The sequence below is a fragment of the Sphingomonas panacisoli genome (assembly GCF_007859635.1).
Classification (GTDB): Bacteria; Pseudomonadota; Alphaproteobacteria; order Sphingomonadales; family Sphingomonadaceae; genus Sphingomonas; species Sphingomonas panacisoli.
The window spans coordinates 2,278,779-2,295,521 of sequence record NZ_CP042306.1 but is presented as its reverse complement, the minus strand read 5'-3'; the positions used below and the strand labels follow the sequence as shown (position 1 = coordinate 2,295,521).

16 protein-coding genes and 1 tRNA gene are annotated in these 16,743 nt (G+C 65.4%); 13 read left to right on the top strand and 4 right to left on the bottom strand.

Translation table 11 applies throughout. From position 1 onward, the window contains the following. Positions 1–46: 46 nt before the first annotated feature. Genes xrtV through FPZ24_RS11545 form a run of 4 tightly spaced genes read left to right on the top strand, consistent with a single transcriptional unit; the run spans position 47 to position 3,838 of the window. Entirely contained in the window at positions 47–1,048 is a 1,002-nt protein-coding gene (gene xrtV / locus FPZ24_RS11560; RefSeq protein ID WP_146572130.1) for an exosortase V, read from the top strand. Continuing rightward, a complete protein-coding gene (gene epsI / locus FPZ24_RS11555) occupies positions 1,045–1,749 on the top strand; it encodes an exosortase-associated protein EpsI, V-type (protein ID WP_146572128.1) in 705 nt (234 codons plus the stop codon). The genes xrtV and epsI overlap by 4 nt, the downstream gene beginning before the upstream one ends. A gap of 53 nt (positions 1,750–1,802) precedes the next feature. Then, the gene (locus tag FPZ24_RS11550) at positions 1,803–2,696 is read left to right on the top strand and encodes a peptidyl-prolyl cis-trans isomerase (protein WP_186728791.1); all 894 of its coding nucleotides are present in this window, start codon (positions 1,803–1,805) and stop codon (positions 2,694–2,696) included. A 44-nt stretch (positions 2,697–2,740) separates the two neighbouring features. Next, positions 2,741–3,838, top strand: a complete 1,098-nt coding sequence (locus tag FPZ24_RS11545) for an acyltransferase family protein (RefSeq protein WP_146572124.1) — start codon at positions 2,741–2,743, stop codon at positions 3,836–3,838. Between the two features lie 21 nt (positions 3,839–3,859). On the opposite strand, the gene FPZ24_RS11540 is transcribed toward FPZ24_RS11545, so the two are convergent. The 3 genes from FPZ24_RS11540 to FPZ24_RS11530 all read right to left on the bottom strand — a co-directional run bounded on the left by FPZ24_RS11540 (position 3,860) and on the right by FPZ24_RS11530 (position 6,393). Further along, positions 3,860–3,936 (bottom strand) — tRNA-Pro (locus FPZ24_RS11540). A 91-nt stretch (positions 3,937–4,027) separates the two neighbouring features. Further along, positions 4,028–5,329 carry an FAD-dependent oxidoreductase gene (locus FPZ24_RS11535; RefSeq protein ID WP_146572122.1) on the bottom strand — a complete coding sequence of 434 codons (1,302 nt, stop codon included), beginning with the start codon at positions 5,327–5,329 and terminating at the stop codon, positions 4,028–4,030. 92 nt (positions 5,330–5,421) lie between these two features. Beyond that, positions 5,422–6,393, bottom strand: coding sequence for a CsgG/HfaB family protein (locus tag FPZ24_RS11530; RefSeq protein ID WP_146574447.1), 972 nt, complete (start codon positions 6,391–6,393; stop codon positions 5,422–5,424). Positions 6,394–6,575: 182 nt separating this feature from the next. On the opposite strand from FPZ24_RS11530, the gene pnuC reads away from it, so the two are divergent. From pnuC to FPZ24_RS11485, 9 genes are all read left to right on the top strand, one after another. Further along, on the top strand, positions 6,576–7,181 hold the full coding sequence (gene pnuC, locus FPZ24_RS11525) for a nicotinamide riboside transporter PnuC (RefSeq protein WP_240047437.1): 606 nt from the start codon (positions 6,576–6,578) through the stop codon (positions 7,179–7,181). Further along, positions 7,178–7,711 (top strand): AAA family ATPase, encoded by a 534-nt coding sequence (locus FPZ24_RS11520; protein WP_146572120.1) that lies wholly within the window; start codon positions 7,178–7,180, stop codon positions 7,709–7,711. Before pnuC ends, FPZ24_RS11520 begins: the two co-directional genes overlap by 4 nt. 43 nt (positions 7,712–7,754) lie before the next feature. Further along, positions 7,755–9,551: a translation elongation factor 4 gene (gene lepA, locus FPZ24_RS11515; RefSeq protein ID WP_146572118.1), complete on the top strand. Its 1,797-nt coding sequence runs from the start codon at positions 7,755–7,757 to the stop codon at positions 9,549–9,551. Then, positions 9,548–10,222, top strand: a complete 675-nt coding sequence (locus tag FPZ24_RS11510) for a spermine/spermidine synthase domain-containing protein (RefSeq protein WP_146572116.1) — start codon at positions 9,548–9,550, stop codon at positions 10,220–10,222. The genes lepA and FPZ24_RS11510 overlap by 4 nt, the downstream gene beginning before the upstream one ends. A 121-nt stretch (positions 10,223–10,343) precedes the next feature. Then, positions 10,344–10,616, top strand: a complete 273-nt coding sequence (locus tag FPZ24_RS11505) for a GCG_CRPN prefix-to-repeats domain-containing protein (protein ID WP_146572115.1) — start codon at positions 10,344–10,346, stop codon at positions 10,614–10,616. A 123-nt stretch (positions 10,617–10,739) separates the two neighbouring features. Then, complete coding sequence (locus tag FPZ24_RS11500) at positions 10,740–14,123, top strand: polysaccharide deacetylase family protein (RefSeq protein WP_146572114.1); 3,384 nt, start codon at positions 10,740–10,742, stop codon at positions 14,121–14,123. 3 nt (positions 14,124–14,126) lie between these two features. Then, the gene (gene modA / locus FPZ24_RS11495; protein ID WP_146572113.1) at positions 14,127–14,903 is read left to right on the top strand and encodes a molybdate ABC transporter substrate-binding protein; all 777 of its coding nucleotides are present in this window, start codon (positions 14,127–14,129) and stop codon (positions 14,901–14,903) included. After that, positions 14,900–15,574, top strand: a complete 675-nt coding sequence (gene modB / locus FPZ24_RS11490) for a molybdate ABC transporter permease subunit (RefSeq protein ID WP_146574442.1) — start codon at positions 14,900–14,902, stop codon at positions 15,572–15,574. The genes modA and modB overlap by 4 nt, the downstream gene beginning before the upstream one ends. Beyond that, positions 15,564–16,166, top strand: a complete 603-nt coding sequence (locus tag FPZ24_RS11485) for an ATP-binding cassette domain-containing protein (RefSeq protein WP_146572112.1) — start codon at positions 15,564–15,566, stop codon at positions 16,164–16,166. Before modB ends, FPZ24_RS11485 begins: the two co-directional genes overlap by 11 nt. Here FPZ24_RS11485 and FPZ24_RS11480 read toward each other — a convergent pair. Continuing rightward, positions 16,163–16,669 (bottom strand): DUF1993 domain-containing protein, encoded by a 507-nt coding sequence (locus FPZ24_RS11480; protein ID WP_146572111.1) that lies wholly within the window; start codon positions 16,667–16,669, stop codon positions 16,163–16,165. The genes FPZ24_RS11485 and FPZ24_RS11480 overlap by 4 nt on opposite strands. Between the last annotated feature and the right edge of the window lie 74 nt (positions 16,670–16,743).

The window sequence follows — 16,743 nt, the reverse complement described above, 5'->3', positions numbered from 1 at the left end:
AGGCTGACAGGTAAGTTCAGAACGACATGACAAAGTGCCACGCCCGATGACCGACGATGTCCATAATGCGCCAGAGCGTGCGGCGGTGATCGTCGATTCCGTGGACGGCACCGTGACCAGCGCACCGGGCGGATCGACGGTCGCCATCGCGCCGCGAGGTCCCGGTTTGTGGTCGGGGCCGACGCTGTTGGCCGCACTGGTGCTGGCGGCCGGCGCCGTGGCGATCGCGTTGCCGACGATGTTGATGGTCGCGCGCGAAAGCTGGTCGACCGAACAGGGCGCGCACGGCCCGATCGTCCTGCTGACCGGCGTCTGGCTGCTCTATCACGCGTGGAAGGATGTCGGGCCGATCGCACCGCCGCCTTGGTGGCGGCCGGTCGTGCTGATGGTGCCGTTGCTTGCGCTGTACGTCGTCGCCCGCATCTCGCAGATCGTCGAGATCGAAGGCTATGTGATGTACGCGGTATTGCTCACCGGCGCCTATGCCATCGTGGGCGGCGCGGTGCTTCGGCGGTTGGCGTTTCCGTTGTTCTATATGGCGTTCGTCTTTCCGCCGCCCGATACGGTGGTCTACGCGCTGACGCTACCGATGAAGATCGCGATCACGGAAACGGCGGTGTGGTTGCTGTCGCTGTTCGGCTATCCGATCGGCTATACCGGCGTGTCGATCCAGATCGGCCAATATCAGTTGCTCGTGGCGGCCGCCTGCGCGGGGCTCAACTCGATTATCTCGCTATCGGTGCTTGCGACATTCTACATCTATGTCCGCCATGCCGGTAATCTGGCGCGCGCGGCGGTGCTGGCGCTGTTCATCATTCCGGTCGCGATGGCGGCGAATTTCGTCCGCGTGCTGATCCTGATCCTGCTGACCTATTATGCCGGTGAAGCGGCGGCGCAGGGCTTCCTGCACAATTTCGCCGGGCTGACGATGTTCGCAGCGGCGCTGCTGATCCTGTTCGGGATCGACTCCGCGGTCGGCCCTATCCTTGGGCGGATCAAGTCGGAGAACAACCCGGCACCGGTCGATGCAGGAGGAGCGGCGGTATGACCGACGACGGCAAGCCGGGGTTCGGCCCCCGCGTCAATCGGCGGGCATTCATTGCGGGTGGTGCGATGCTCGCGGCGTCCGGCGCGGCGATGTCGCGCATCCCGCAGCCGATCGCGCCGGCGATCGCGAGCGACAAGTTCAACGCGCTGGTCCCCGATACGATCGGGTCGTGGCATTTCCAGCAGACCAGCGGGCTGGTCCTGCCGCCCGAGGACGCATTGTCCGCGCGACTGTACGACAATTTGGTCACCCGGACGTACTCCGACCCGGCGGGGCAGGTGATCATGCTGCTGATCGCCTACAAGAATTTCCAGGACGGCGTGTTGCAGATCCATCGGCCGGAAATCTGCTATCCGGCGGGCGGCTATACCCTGTCCCCGACCGTCGCCACCGAGATTCCGTTGGCCTCCGATCGGGTCCTGCCTGCCAACGCCTTTTCGGCGATCGGCAACAGCCGGAGCGAGCAAGTCCTATACTGGACCCGAATCGGCGAAGCATTCCCGGTGCGCTGGTCGGAACAGCGGCTCGCCGTGCTGCGTGCCAACCTGGCACGGATCAACCCCGATGGAATGCTTGCGCGCGTGTCGATGCCGAACGACGATATGGCATCGAGCCGACCACTAATGATCAAGTTTATCGAAGACTTGCGGAATGCGGCGGCGCCTCAGTTGCGCCGGATACTGTTCGGACCGCTGGCCTAGAAGAGTTTGGGATCGACGTTTTTTTTCGAAATTCACATGAAGGACTGATGGACATGACCAAGTTTTCTTCGCGCCGTCGCGGCTGGCTGTTGCTGGCGGTGGGCGCTGCTTCGCTCGTCGCGGGCTGTCATTCGAAGCCGACCGGTCAGGTCGTGGCGACGATCGACGGCGACGAAATCACGCTGACCGAGCTGAACGCCGAACTCGCGTCGATGCAGATCCCCGCGGGCGCCGACAAGAAGCTGGTGCAGAATGCCGCGCTTGAGCGGATCGTCGAGCGCAAGGTGCTGGCGAAGGCCGCGCGCACCGATGGTCTAGACCAGAACCCCGAATTCATCGTCCGCCGCCAGCAGCTCGAGGACGCGCTGCTCGTCCAGATGCTGGCGAAGAAGGTCGCCGGCAGCATGAAGGCGCCTGCCGCCGGTCAGGTCGACAAGTACATGACGGACAATTCGAACATGTTCGCGGCGCGGACGATCTACACGGTCGATCAGCTGCAGTTCGATACGCCGAAGCGCCAGGACTACGTCAAGGGTCTCGCCGCCGCGAAGACCATGGATGACGTCACCAAGGTCCTGGACAGCAACGGCATCAAGTATCAGCGCGGGAATGCCCAGATGGACTCGGCGATGGTGCCGGCGCCGATGATGGCCCAGATCCTGAAGGTGCCGTCGGGCGAGCCGTTCGTCGTGCCGATGGGCGCGAAGGTCGCGGTCAGCGTCATCACCGGCAACAAGCCGGCGCCGATGACGGGCGATCAGGTGCGTCCGTTCGCGACCAACGCCGTGCGCAACGCCGAACTCGGCAAGATGCTGCAGCAGCGCCTCGCGGCCGAAAAGGCGAAGGTGAAGATCCAGTATCAACCGGGCTTCTCGGCCCCGCCGGCGGGCACGCCGGGTGCGCCGGGCGCGTTGCCCGCGCCGGGCGGAGCGACGCCGAGTAATTGAGATAGCGCCGACGACGGGGCGCTAGTCGCAAAAAGAGGCGAGCCGTGGCGATAGTGACCGACGGTGCGACGCGACATCAAGCGGAGATTCCCGCATTGGATGGTCTGCGCGCGCTGGCGATCACGATCGTCATGTGCTCGCACGTCGGCTTGCAGAACGTGATGCCGGGTCAGTTCGGCGTCACCCTGTTCTTCTTTCTCAGCGGCTATCTGATCACCACGTTGCTGCGGCGTGAGTTCGAGCAGCATGGGCGGATTAGTTTTCGCCAATTCTACTTGCGCCGCGCGGTTCGCATCCTGCCGCCGATGTACATCACCATCGCGTTCCTGGCGGTGCTGTCGCTGATCGGCGTCATCCACCCGCTGTCGTGGATCGGCGTGCCGTTCGATCTCGCATTTCTAACCAACTATTTCTCGGTCAGCGGCGTGCCGATCGGCCTGTGGTCGCTCGCGGTCGAAGAGCATTTCTACGTCGCTTTCCCGCTGCTCCTGTGGATGCTGGCGCGGCGGTTCAGCATGGCCCAGTGCGCGATCGTGCTGGTGGGGCTCTGCGCGATCGTGCTGGGGGTTCGGCTGTCGGAAGCGCAGCGGGTGGTCGATCTCAAGGACATCAACTTCTGGACCCATACGCGGATCGATTCGATCCTGTTCGGCTCGATCCTCGCTTTGTGGAACAACCCGGTGATCGACCGGAAGGACGTCCTGCCCAAAGGGGTGGCCGGCTACCTGCTGGCCACGGCCCTGTTGCTGCCCACGTTCACGATCCGTGACGAAGCGTTCCGGCAGACATACCGCTACACCATCCAGGGATGCGGACTACTGGTCCTGTTCAACGTCGCGATCCGCGATACGGGAGTGGTGGCGGCGGCGCTGAACAACCAGCTGACGCGGCAGATCGCGACGCTCTCCTACACGTTGTACCTCGTCCATACCGGTATGATCATGGCCTTCTCGCCAGCGGACGGCACGCATCCTGTCGCCGCGACGCTGGGCGCCTTCGCCGCGTCGATCGCTTACGCCCTGGCGATGCACCGCTGGATCGAACGTCCGCTCAACAATCGTCGCCGTCAGATCGAACAATCCTGGCGGCACGACCAAACGTCGGTCGTGTCCGATGCCCCCCAGCCGGAAAACGGTGCCTAGTTCCAATCAGCAGGTAAGAAATGGTCGGGAAGAGAGGATTCGAACCTCCGGCCCCTGCCTCCCGAAGGCAGTGCTCTACCAGGCTGAGCTACTCCCCGACGGAGTGACGGACGGGCGATATGTCGCGACCGGCCGCTGCTTGGAAGCGGGGCCTATACCGAGGCAAATCCTAACGTGCAAGCAGATGAATCACCCACCGCGCGCCGCCAGCATCGCGTCGATGCTGGTGAACTTTTCGCGGGGTGATCCGTCGCGCGCGGCGGCGGTTTCGGCGGCTTCGATCTTTTGCCAATCGCGGAAAGTGACGACGTCGGTGTCGCGTTCGACGAGCAACGCGTCGAGCCCGGGGCGGCCGGCCTTGCCGCTGTCGTCGATCGTGTCCTCGGCGATATGCTCTGCCATCAGGAAGCCATCGGGGCGGTTGGTGCCGATCGTTCCTGTCGGCCCGCGCCGCGCCCAGCCGACGGCGTACAGCCCGGGGCCGATCCGTCCCTCGACATTGGCGAAGCGCCCGAGCTTGGCGTCGTAGGGGACGCCTTCGATCGGTGGCGTGCGATAGCCGATGCAGCTCACGACCAGCGCCGCCGGCACTGCATAGGTTTCGCCCGTGCCGTGCGCGCCGCCATCCGCACCGATCGCGGTGCGTTCGACGATAACGCGCTCGACCTTGCCGTTGCCTTCGATCGCGACCGGCATCGCGTAGAAATCGAAGTCGATCGTGATCGGCTTGGCCGCAACGTCGACCGTCGCGAAGTTGCGCAGATGGGTGACCGACTTGCGCAGGCCCGGCTCAAGCGGCGCGTCGTCGGCTTCCGGCGGCAGATCGTCGGCGGCGACGTGCGGCGCGGCGCGCGACAAATGGCCGAGCTCGCCCAGTTCCTTCGGCGTCATCGCGATTTGATGCGGGCCCCGCCGCGCGAGGATCGTGATCGTTTCGTGCGCGGCGGTGCCGAGATGATCGAGCGCGTGGCCGACAATGTCCGACCCGGCAAACTCCTCACCGGTCTTGGCCAGGATACGCGCAACGTCGAGCGCGACATTGCCCGCACCGACGACGACCGCGCCGGGGCCGCTCAGCACGGGCGCGAGGTCGGCGAAGTCGGGGTGGCCGTTATACCAGCCGACGAACGCGGCCGACCCCACGACGCCGGGCAGATCGTCGCCGGGAATGCCGAGCGGCCGGTCGGCGGGTGCGCCGGTCGCCATGACGACAGCATCGTACAGGTCGAGCAATTCCGGGATCGTCACGTCCTTGCCGACCGTGACGTTGCCGACGAAGCGCACATTGTCCGACAGCGCGGTCGCTTCGTAGCGGCGGCTGACGCCCTTGATCGATTGATGGTCGGGCGCGACGCCGGTGCGGATCAGACCGTAGGGGACGGGGAGGCGGTCGATGATATCGACCCGCACCGCGTCGCCGAACTGCTTCTGGCACGCTTCGGCGGTGTAATAGCCCGCCGGCCCCGAACCGATGATTGCGACGTGGCGCATTTCCCCTCCCGACATTGGTCAGGAGGGGGATGCTAGCGTTTGGGGTCGCCGTGGCAACCCAGCCCGCGAGCGATCACGCTCGCGTCGTACGATTATTGCGTCGGCGCGAGGCCGGTGTTGAGCACCCAGCCGACATTGTCGTTCTCGTCGGCGACTTCCCACCACAGGCCGTTCTTGTTGCCGGTCGGATAGACGATCGCGCCGGGCGGCAGGGTACGGATGACCTTGGCCGTGCCCAGCGACGCGACGCGCATCGCCACCGGCCGCTGCGCCTGGAAGGTCTTGGCCGGCGCCGCTTCGGCGGTTCCGGTGTCACCAGGCCGAACCAGGCCGAGCGAGGTGACCATCTTCGAATAGGCCTGGATGAACGAGATCGTGATGATCTTGCCGATGTCGGTGTTGTCGTAACCGCCGCCGACCGCCGCCGCGCCGCCCGATCCCCAGAAACCGCCGCCGCCGGCCGCAAAGCCGAGGCTGTTCTTGGCGGCATAGCCTTCTTCGGTGGCGATCGTCTCGGTCGTGCGGACGTTGGTCAGCGACAGGACGGTGTTGGCTTCCATCTTTTTGCTGCGGATCCCGCCGATCAGCCCGCCGATTCCGCCGCCGATGATGCCGCCGACCGCGGCACCCGCGCCACCGCCGCTGACGTTGCTGTTGGCGCCGGAGATTTCAGCGATGAGGACATAGTCCGCCGCCTTGATTTGACCGTTGCCGACGTTCGAACCGCGCTGCAGACCGAGGCCGCCACCGATGTTACGCTCGCGCTCGGCTGCCTGCAGACCCGATCCGCGATCGACGAGATTGAAGCAGCCCGAGCGCTGGACGAGGACCTTGAGCAGCTTTTGCGGCGGGGCCAGCGAATATTGCGTCCAGGCGCGCGGATCGTCGCCATCGACGATCGACAGCGTGCCGAGCTTGCGCGTGCACCGCGGCACGTCGTTCATCGTCGCTTCCTGCAGCTTCTGGCCGCTGCTCGGCTTGGCCATCTTGCTCTGGGCCAGCGCCTCCCCGCTCGACAGGCACATTGCGAGAGCGACAACCGTCGCCGTCGAACTTCTGAACATCATGATCTCCCTCGTTCACTGTCCATTCGTGGTTGCCGTATCGGGCGTCGGGCATGCCGACGCGACCCTCCACGATCCCCCAGACCGGTGGAATCTATCAGACGACAGACGGCAGCAATAGGTTATTTCCGTCATCGACAAACCGGTCGACCGCAGGCGGCAAGTGTTGCTATCGCCACACCATGACGTCGTTCGACATCGCCCGCGAGTTTTTGGCCGAAATGTCGCCGATCGAGGGCGTCGCTGCGGTGCTGGTGCTGATTAACGTCTGGCTGGTCGCGCGACGCAGCATCTGGAATTACGCGTTCGGCATCGCCGGCGTTGTGATCTACGGCTGGGTATTCTTTCACGCCAAGCTCTACAGCGACATGCTGCTCCAGGTCTTCTTTCTGGTGCTCAACATCTACGGCCTCGTGCAGTGGCGCCGCTCGCAGGCCGAGACGGGCGAAGTCGTGGTCGAGCGGCTGGGTATCGGCAGGCGCTTCGTCTGGGCGGCAGGGATCATCGTTGCCGTCGCCATGTGGGGCTGGCTTATGGACACCTACACCGACGCCGCGCTGCCCTATTGGGACGCAAGTGTCGCGATGACGAGCGTCGCCGCGCAGATGCTGATGGCGTGGCGCAAGCTGGAGAATTGGTGGCTGTGGATCGCCGCCAATATTCTCTCGATCGGACTGTACGCCGCCAAGAGCTTGTGGATCACGATGGGTCTATACGTATTATTGCTCGGTCTGGCGATTTGGGGGCTGGCGCGTTGGCGGGCGGCGCGGCAAGTACGTCCGGCATGAAACTCCGCTCGATCTGTCTTCACGGCCCCGAAAGCACGGGCAAGTCCACGATGGCGCCCGAACTGGCGCGGCATTTCGGATCGGCCTGCGTGGTCGAATATGGCCGCACCTATACGGAGGCGTTCGGCACCGGCTGGACGATGGGCGATCTGGTCGCGATCGCGCAGGCACACGACGCGCAGACCCGATCTGCTATCGCCAGCGGCCGCACGCCGGTGATCCTCGATACCGATCCGCTGATGACCGAAGTCTGGGCGGAAATGCTGTACGGCAAGCACGATCCGTGGTTCGATAGCTGGAACGGATGCGCCGATCTGTATCTGCTTTTCGACATCGACCTGCCCTGGGTCGAGGACGGTACGCGAATGTTCGGCACGCCCGAAAAGCGCCAGCGTTTCTTTGAGCTATCGAAGGAAGTGCTCGAACGGCGCGGCGTACGCTGGGCGATGATCAGCGGACAGGGCGAGGATCGCTACCTCAATGCATTGAAGGCGATCCTGGGCACTGAAAAGGCGATGGGCGGCGCCTGAGCCTTTTGCGTTTGGCGCCGCGCCTGCTATCCGCGCGCGCACAATGACCACCCCGCTCGACAAAATCCGCAATTTCTCGATCATCGCGCACATCGACCACGGCAAGTCGACGCTGGCCGATCGCTTGATCCAGCGCACCGGCGGCCTCTCCGACCGTGAGATGTCGGCCCAGGTGCTCGACAATATGGATATCGAGAAGGAGCGCGGCATCACCATCAAGGCGCAGACCGTGCGCCTGGAATGGAAGGGCTACGAGCTCAACCTGATGGACACGCCAGGGCACGTCGATTTCGCGTACGAGGTGTCGCGCAGTCTCGCGGCGTGCGAGGGCGCACTGCTGGTGGTGGACGCAGCGCAAGGCGTCGAGGCGCAGACGCTCGCCAACGTTTATCAGTCGATCGAGCATGACCATGAGATCGTGCCGGTCATCAACAAGATCGACCTGCCCGCGGCCGAGCCCGAAAAGGTGCGGCACGAAATCGAGGAAGTGATCGGGCTCGACGCGTCGCATGCGATCCTTGCGAGCGCCAAGTCGGGGATCGGGATCGAGGAAATCCTCGACGCCGTGGTCGAACGGATCCCAGCACCGAAGGGCGACGCGACCGCGCCGCTCAAGGCGATGCTGGTCGATAGCTGGTACGACCCGTATCTCGGCGTCGTCATCCTGGTCCGCGTGATCGACGGCATGCTGAAGAAGGGTCAGCAGGTCAGCTTCATGCAGGCCGGGACGCAGCATCTCGTCGATCGCGTCGGCTGTTTCCGGCCGAAAATCGAGCAGCTCACTGAACTCGCGCCCGGTGAGATCGGCTTTATCACCGCGCAGATCAAGGACGTGGCGCAGGCCCGCGTCGGCGACACGCTGACCGACACCAAGCGGCCCGCGGCCGAGGCGCTGCCGGGGTTCAAGGAAGTCCAGCCGGTCGTGTTCTGCGGGCTGTTTCCGGTCGATGCCAACGACTTCGAGAAGCTTCGTGAGAGTATTTCCAAACTGCGGCTCAACGACGCGAGCTTCTCGTTCGAGATGGAAACCTCGGCCGCGCTGGGGTTCGGGTTCCGGTGCGGGTTCCTGGGACTGCTGCACCTCGAGATCATCCAGGAGCGGCTGACCCGCGAATACGACCTCGACCTGATCACCACCGCGCCGAGCGTCGTCTATCAGATCGAGCTGACGCATGGCGGCGGGCATATCGAGTTGCACAACCCGGCCGACATGCCCGAGGCGAACAAGATCGAAAGCATCGCCGAACCGTGGATCGAGGCGACGATGTACACGCCCGACGAATATCTCGGCAGCATCCTCAAGCTGTGCCAGGACCGACGCGGCATCCAAAAGAACCTGACCTATGTCGGCGGCCGCGCGCAGGCGACGTACGAACTGCCGCTCAACGAAGTGGTGTTCGATTTCTACGATCGGCTGAAGTCGCTGTCGAAGGGCTATGCCAGCTTCGACTATCACCAGATCGGCTATCGCGAGGGCGATCTCGTCAAAATGGGCATCCTGGTCAACGAAGAGCCGGTCGATGCGCTGAGCATGATCGTTCACCGCGCGACCGCCGAGGTGCGCGGGCGCGGCATGGTCGAGCGGCTGAAGGAGCTGATCCCGCGCCACTTGTTCAAGATCCCGATCCAGGCGGCGATCGGCGGCAAGGTGATCGCGCGCGAGACGATCAGCGCGATGCGCAAGGACGTGACCGCGAAATGCTATGGCGGCGACGCCACCCGCAAGCGCAAGCTGCTGGACAAACAGAAGAAGGGCAAGGCGAAGATGCGCGAGTACGGCTCGGTCAGCATTCCGCAGGAAGCGTTCATCGCGGCGCTCCGGATGGGTGACGACGGCTGACGCCCCGGGAACTCCTCGACGTCGCCAAGATTCCCGGCACCAACGACGAACTGCGGCTGTTCCGGCGCGGCGGCGATTTCATGATCGTGCTCGACCGCAACGAATTGATGAACAGCCGGATGAGCGGATCGGAAGAAGCGCTCGCGACGATGACCGCGGAGCGGCTGACCGGGCGCGCGGCGTCGCACTGGCTGATCGGCGGATACGGCATGGGCTTTACGTTGCGCGCAGCGCTGGCGGTCGTGGGCGACAAGGCGCAGGTGACGGTAGCCGAACTGGTGCCGGAGATCATCGACTGGGCGCGCGGGCCGATGACCGAGCTCGCGGCCGGGTGTCTCGATGATCCGCGCGTGACGGTCGTGCGCGACGACGTGGCTGCGCTGATCGATGACGCGCATGGCGACTACGATGCGATCCTGCTGGACGTCGATAATGGTCCGGACGGGCTGACGCGCGCCAGCAATGGTCGGCTCTATTCCGGCCGGGGTCTCGACGCGGCGCGCGCCGCACTCAAGCCCGGCGGCGTGCTGGCGATCTGGTCGGCGGCGCCCGATCCGCGTTTCGCGCGCCGGTTGAAGGACGCCGGCTTCGCGGTCGACGAGGTGGTCGTCCGTGCGCGCAGCAATGGCAAGGGGCCACGCCACGTCATCTGGTTGGCGACCCGCATCTGACCGCGAAGGATAAGGCGCGCTCGAACGTTTACCCCATGGACGACGGAACAGGACAGGATTGCTTGCGTTTCTTGCCGGTCCGTTCGGACGACCCAGAGTAACCAGTATCGAGAGGTCTGCCATGAACAAGTTTATGACCGCCGCTTTGGCTGCCGGCACCGCCGTCGCTGCCTTTGCCGCCATTCCCGCCGAAGCGCGTCAGGGCTGCGGCCCGGGTTTCCATCGCGGCTATTACGGCCGCTGCGTCCCCAACCGCGGCGGGGCCCCCGTCGTCGTCCGTGAGCCCGGCGTGCGTCTGGTGATCGGCAATTATTACGGCGGCCGCGGCTATTGGGATGGCCGGCGCTACTATCAGCACCGCTATCGCTACAATAATGGCTGGCGCTATCGCTAAGCCGATCTTCGCCCTCACAGGCGAGTGACGCAAGGACGCGGCGGGTTCGATGAGCCCGCCGCGTTGTCGTATCCGATCCATAGTGCTTGAAGGTCGTCGCGCGCGGTGCCACGACAACCGGCGATGTCGTCCCCCGGCGCCCCCGTCTTCTACGACCCCTCCGGACGCCGGCGCCGCCGCTTCGCGCTCGGCGTCGCGTCGTTCGTCGCGTTGTTGCTCATCGCCGCGATCGTCTTCGTCGTGTCGATCGGCGTTGTACCGGCGCAACCGTTGCTGCCGTTCAACTCGGAGCGGCCGGGTCACAAACTCGAGCCGCCCCGCGATACTGTGCTCAAGCGCACCAAGCGGACGATCGACTGGTATACGCGCCGGCTGACCGGCGAGACGCGCGCCAAGGTCGCGAAGGACGCGGGCAATGTGCCGCTGGCGATCGCGTTTCACGTGCCGTGGGACGCGCAATCGGCGGAGTCGCTGCGCCGGCATATCGACGAGCTCGACTGGGTGATCCCCGGCTGGGTGTCGATCACCGGGCCGAACCATCGGATCACGACGTTTCCCGACCCTGCCGGTCGCGCGGTGCTGAACGCGGCGACCCGACGGCCGCTGATCCTGCCGATGATCCAGAACGCGATCGAGGGGAAATGGGACGGCGCCGGGATGGCGGCGTTGCTCCACGATCCGAAGCAGCGCGCGGCGCTGCTCGACAAGATCGAACCCTGGCTGGCGGCGAACCGCGCGGGCGGGGCGTTCTTCGACTTCGAGGAACTGCCGCCGAGCGCGCAGGCCGACTACCGCGCCTTCCTGAACGAGGTGAACACGCGGTTCGACAAGCATGGCTGGGTGATCGCGATGGCGGCACCGGTCGGCGACCGGTCGTGGGACCTGCCGGCCTATGCAAAAATCGTCGATCGCGTGTTCCTGATGAGTTACGACGAACACGAACTATCCGGACCGCCCGGTCCGATCGCCTCGCAAGCGTGGTTCGCGAAGACCGTGGCCGACGCGGCACGCGGTATTCCGGCCTCCAAACTGGTCGTTGCGATCGGCAATTACGGGTACGACTGGTACGGCACGGGCGGCGACCCGATGACGGTCGAGGAAGCGTGGCAAGCCGCACGCGATTCGGGCGCGGTTCCGGTGTTCGACCGTGCCAGCGGCAATTCGGGTTTCGCCTATGAGGATGACGACACCGGCAAGCATGTCGTCTGGCTGCTCGATGCGGCGTCGGCCTATAACGAGATCGCGTTTCTGCGCCGCGCGGGCATCGGCGGTGTCGCGTTGTGGCGGTTGGGTGCCGAAGATCCCGGTCTATGGTCGCTGTTCGGGCGATCGCATCCCACGTTGCCCCCAGCATCGGCGATCAGCGACATCCCGCCCGGCACCGATGTCGATATCGAAGGCAAGGGCGAGATCCTGAAGATCGGCGCGGTACCGAGCGCTGGGAAACGCAAGGTCATCACCTTGCCGAACGGCGACGTCGCCGACGCGCAGTTCCTGGCGCTGCCGAGCCAATATATGGTGCAGCGCACCGGCTATCGCGACCGCGAAGTGGCGCTGACCTTCGACGACGGGCCCGACCCGCAATGGACACCGCAAATCCTCGATGTGCTCAAGCGCGAAGGCGTACCGGCGACCTTCTTCATCGTCGGCGAGAATGCGCTGACCGAGCGTGCATTGCTCAAGCGGATCGTCGATGAGGGGCATGAGGTGGGCAGCCACACCTATACGCACCCCAATCTCGCGGGCGCGTCCGACACCGAAACCGACGTCCAACTCAACGCGACGCAGCGGCTATTCCAGGCGTTCACCGGCCGCTCGCTCAAGTTGTTCCGCGCACCCTATTTCGGCGACGCCGAGCCGACCACCGCCGACGAAATCGGTCCGGCACTGCAAGCGCAGAATCGCGGCTATATCTCGGTCGGGCTGCACGTCGATGCCGAGGATTGGCAGCGGCCGGGCGTCCAGGCGATCGTCGATAACGTCGTCAATGGCGTGCTGAAGGGCGATACGGGCTGCGCGACCGGTAGCGACGACGAGTGCAGCCACAATATCGTCCTGCTTCACGACGCCGGCGGCGACCGCTCGCAGACCGTTGCCGCGCTGCCGATCATCATCAAGACGTTGCGCGATAGGGGCTTCACCTTCGTCCCCGTCTCGCGGCTCGCCGGCATTTCGCGCGACGTGGCGATGCCGCCGATTTCGGCGAGCGACCGCAGCGCAGCGCAGGTCGATCTCTTCCTGTTCGGCACGCTCGGTGCGATCGTCACGGCGCTGAGCTGGCTGTTCGTGTTCGCGATTTCGATCGGCATCCTGCGCGCTGTCGTGCTGTCGGCGCTGGCTTTGTTCCAGGCACGTCGCGAGGGGCGGACGGTGTTCCCCGCGATCGACGCCGACCGCTTCGTCACAGTGATAATACCCGCGTTCAACGAAGAGGCCGTGATCGAACGCTCGATCCGGACCGTGCTCGCCTCAACCGATGTACGGATCGAAGTGATCGTGATCGACGACGGGTCGAAGGACCGCACGAGCGCGATCGTCGCGGCGACATTCGGCGACGATCCGCGCGTGCGCCTGCTCACGCTGGAAAACGGCGGCAAGGCGCGCGCGCTCAACCGCGGGCTCGAACTGGCGCAGGGGGAGATCGTCATCGCGCTCGACGCCGATACGCAGTTCGAACCGACCACGATCGCCCGGCTCGCGCGTTGGTTCGTCGATCCGAAGCTCGGCGCGGTCGCGGGCAATGCCAAGGTCGGTAATCGCGTCAATCTCGTGACCCGCTGGCAGGCGCTCGAATATGTCACCGCTCAAAATCTCGAGCGCCGCGCGCTGTCGAGCCTGAACGCGATGATGGTGGTGCCGGGCGCGGTCGGGGCGTGGCGGCTGGCGGCGATCCGCGAGGTCGGCGGCTATCCGCATGACACGCTGGCCGAGGATCAGGATCTGACCATCGCGATCCAGCGCGCGGGCTGGCGCGTCACCTACGACCAATACGCCGTCGCCTGGACCGAGAGCCCGGAAAGCTTCGCCGGCCTCGCCAAGCAACGCTTCCGCTGGGCCTACGGCACGTTGCAATGTCTGTGGAAGCATGGGCGGATCATGCGCACCGGGCGCCCGCGCGGGCTCGCGTGGATCGGCGTGCCGCAGGCGATCGTGTTCCAAGTGCTGCTGGCGGCGATCAGCCCGATCATCGACCTTGCGCTGATCGTCAGCATGATCACGACATGGTTTGCGATCGAGGCGCATGGTTGGGCGCAGACGCAGACGAGCCTCGACAAGATGCTGGCGTATTGGCTGGTCTTCACGGCGATCGATCTACTGTCCGCGATCGTCGCCTTTGCGCTTGAGCGGCGCGAGAAATGGCGCTTGCTGTGGCTGCTGATCCCGCAGCGCATCGGCTATCGCCAGATCATGTATTACGTCGTGCTGAAGGCGATCACCCAGGCGTTGCGTGGACCCAGCGTCGGATGGGGCAAGTTGCAACGCACCGGCCGCGTGCAGGCGGGGTAGGCCATGTTCGACAGACTTACGCGTCGTCTTTTTGTCGCCGGCCTCGCCCTTCTCGCGATTGGTGCAGTTCCGGCGCCGACCGCGCCACTGGTGCTGGCGGCGGCAAGTCTTCAGGAATCGCTCGACGCGGCTGCGGATCAATGGGCGAAGGCGGGGCATCCGCGGCCGGTGATCTCGTTCGCCGCCTCGTCCGCGCTGGCGCGGCAGATCGAAGCGGGCGCCCCCGCCGATTTGTTCGTGTCGGCGGACGAGGAATGGATGGACGCCTTGGCGGCGAAGCGGTTGATCGTCGCGGGGACGCGGGCCGATCTGGTTGGCAACCGGCTGGTGGTGGTCGAGCCTGTAGGGCGCCACACCGCAGTGCCGCTCGACGGACGCCGTCTCGCGCGATTGCTCGGCGCGGGGCCGCTCGCGATGGCCGATCCCGACAGCGTGCCGGCGGGCAAATACGGCAAGGCGGCGCTGACCAAACTCGGGGCATGGGATGCGGTCGCACCGCGAGTCGTGCGCGCGGAGAATGTGCGTGCGGCGCTCGCGCTGGTCGAGCGTGGCGCGGCGCCGTTCGGGATCGTCTACCTGACCGATGCGCGGGCGTCGTCCAAGGTCCGGGTCGCCGGCGTGTTCCCAGCGGCAAGCCACCCGCCGATCGTCTATCCGATCGCGCGCGTGGCAACCGCGACCAATCCCGAAGCCGAGGGGTTTCGACGCTTCCTGCTGTCGCCGCGCGGCCGAGCGATATTCGCGCGGTTTGGCTTTACGGCGCCGGGGAGGCCGCGCTGACCCACGCCGAGTGGGGCATCGTCGCGTTGTCGCTCAAGGTCGGACTGGTCGCGACGCTCGCAACGCTGCCGCTGGCGTTCGCGATCGCCTGGTTCCTCGCGCGGGCTAAGGTGCGCGGCAAGATCCTGATCGAGGCGATCGTCTATTTGCCGCTCGTGGTGCCGCCGGTCGTGACCGGATGGATCCTGTTGCTCGCCTTCGCGCCCAAGGGGCCGCTTGGAGCGCTCAGCGGCGAGGTCCTGTTCAAATGGACCGGCGCGGCGATCGCGGCGGGGGTGATGGCGTTGCCGTTGATGGTGCGCGCGATGCGGCTGTCGATCGAGGCGGTCGATCGACGGCTGGAGGGCGCTGCGCGGACGCTGGGGGCAGGGCGCTGGCGCGTGTTCCGCACGATCACATTGCCGCTCAGCATGCCCGGCGTGCTGGCGGGGACCGTCCTCGGTTTTGCGCGGTCGCTGGGCGAGTTCGGCGCCACGATCACCTTCGTGTCGAACGTGCCGGGGCAGACGCAGACGCTGCCGTTGGCGATCTATGCGGCGCTCCAGCGACCGGACGGGGATGCCGTCGCGCTGCGGCTATCGGCGCTGTCGGTGCTGATCGCGCTGGCGGCTTTGGTCGCATCGGAGTTGCTGGCGCGGCGGATGCGGACGGCGATGATCCATGGCGTTTGATCTCGATATCGCCAAGCGGCTCGGCGAGACCGAGGTCGCGCTGCGGCTGGAGGCGGGGGAGGGGATCACCGTCCTGTTCGGTCCATCGGGTGTCGGCAAGACGAGCGTGCTCAACATGGTCGCGGGGCTGATCCGGCCCGATCGCGGCCACGTCCGCGTTGGCGGCACGACGTTGTTCGACGGTGCGACGGACGTGCCGGTCGAGCGCCGCCGCGCCGGCTACGTCTTCCAGGACTCGCGGCTATTCCCGCATATGCGCGTCGCCGCGAACCTCCACTACGCGAACGCCCGCGCGACGATGGTCGATGCGATCGCGCATCTGCTCGATATCGCGCAGTTGTTCGATCGCTGGCCGCGCACGCTGTCGGGCGGCGAAGCGAAGCGCGTCGCGATCGGTCGCGCGTTGCTCAGCGACCCCAAGTTCCTGCTGCTCGACGAGCCCACCGCTTCGCTCGATCGCGCCCGCGCCGCCGAGGTGGAACGCGCGATCGTCGATGTACGCGACGAGCTCGGCCTGCCGATTCTGATGGTCACCCACGACCGCGCCGAAGCCGACCGGCTCGCGACGCGGATCGTCGAAATGGCGCGCTAGATGCCGCCGAGATAGTCGCGCTTGCCGATCGGGACGCCCTTCATGCGCAGAATGTCGTAAGCGGTGGTGACGTGGAAATAGAAGTTGGGCAGCACGAACCCGAGCACGTAATCGCGCCCGGTGAAGGTGAACTCTCCATTGGGGAATTTGAGCACGACCGGCGCGTCCTCACGGCCGTTTATCGCCTCCGCGGGCACCGATTTCACGAAATCGATCGTCTTCGCGATGCGCGCCTGCAAGTCGTCGAAGCTGGCTTCGTTGTCCTCCATCACGACGTTTTCCTGCTCACCGAGCCGCACCATGCAGCCCTTGGCGCTGTCGCTGACGCGCTGCACCTGCGACACCAGATCACCCATGTCCTCGATCAGCCGCGCATCGAGCAATTCCTGTTCGGGCATACCGCTCTCGGCGGCGAAGGCGCGGCCCTTGTCGAGGATCTTCGAAAGCGCAGTGAGTGCGCGGATAAAGGTCGGTGCGGTGAGCGTGTGAAGGTCGGTAGCCACTGATATCCCCGTTGTTGCTGTGCGCGGCCTAGATGGGGGTCGTAGCGCAAAAAGAAACCGCCGCCCGGACATTC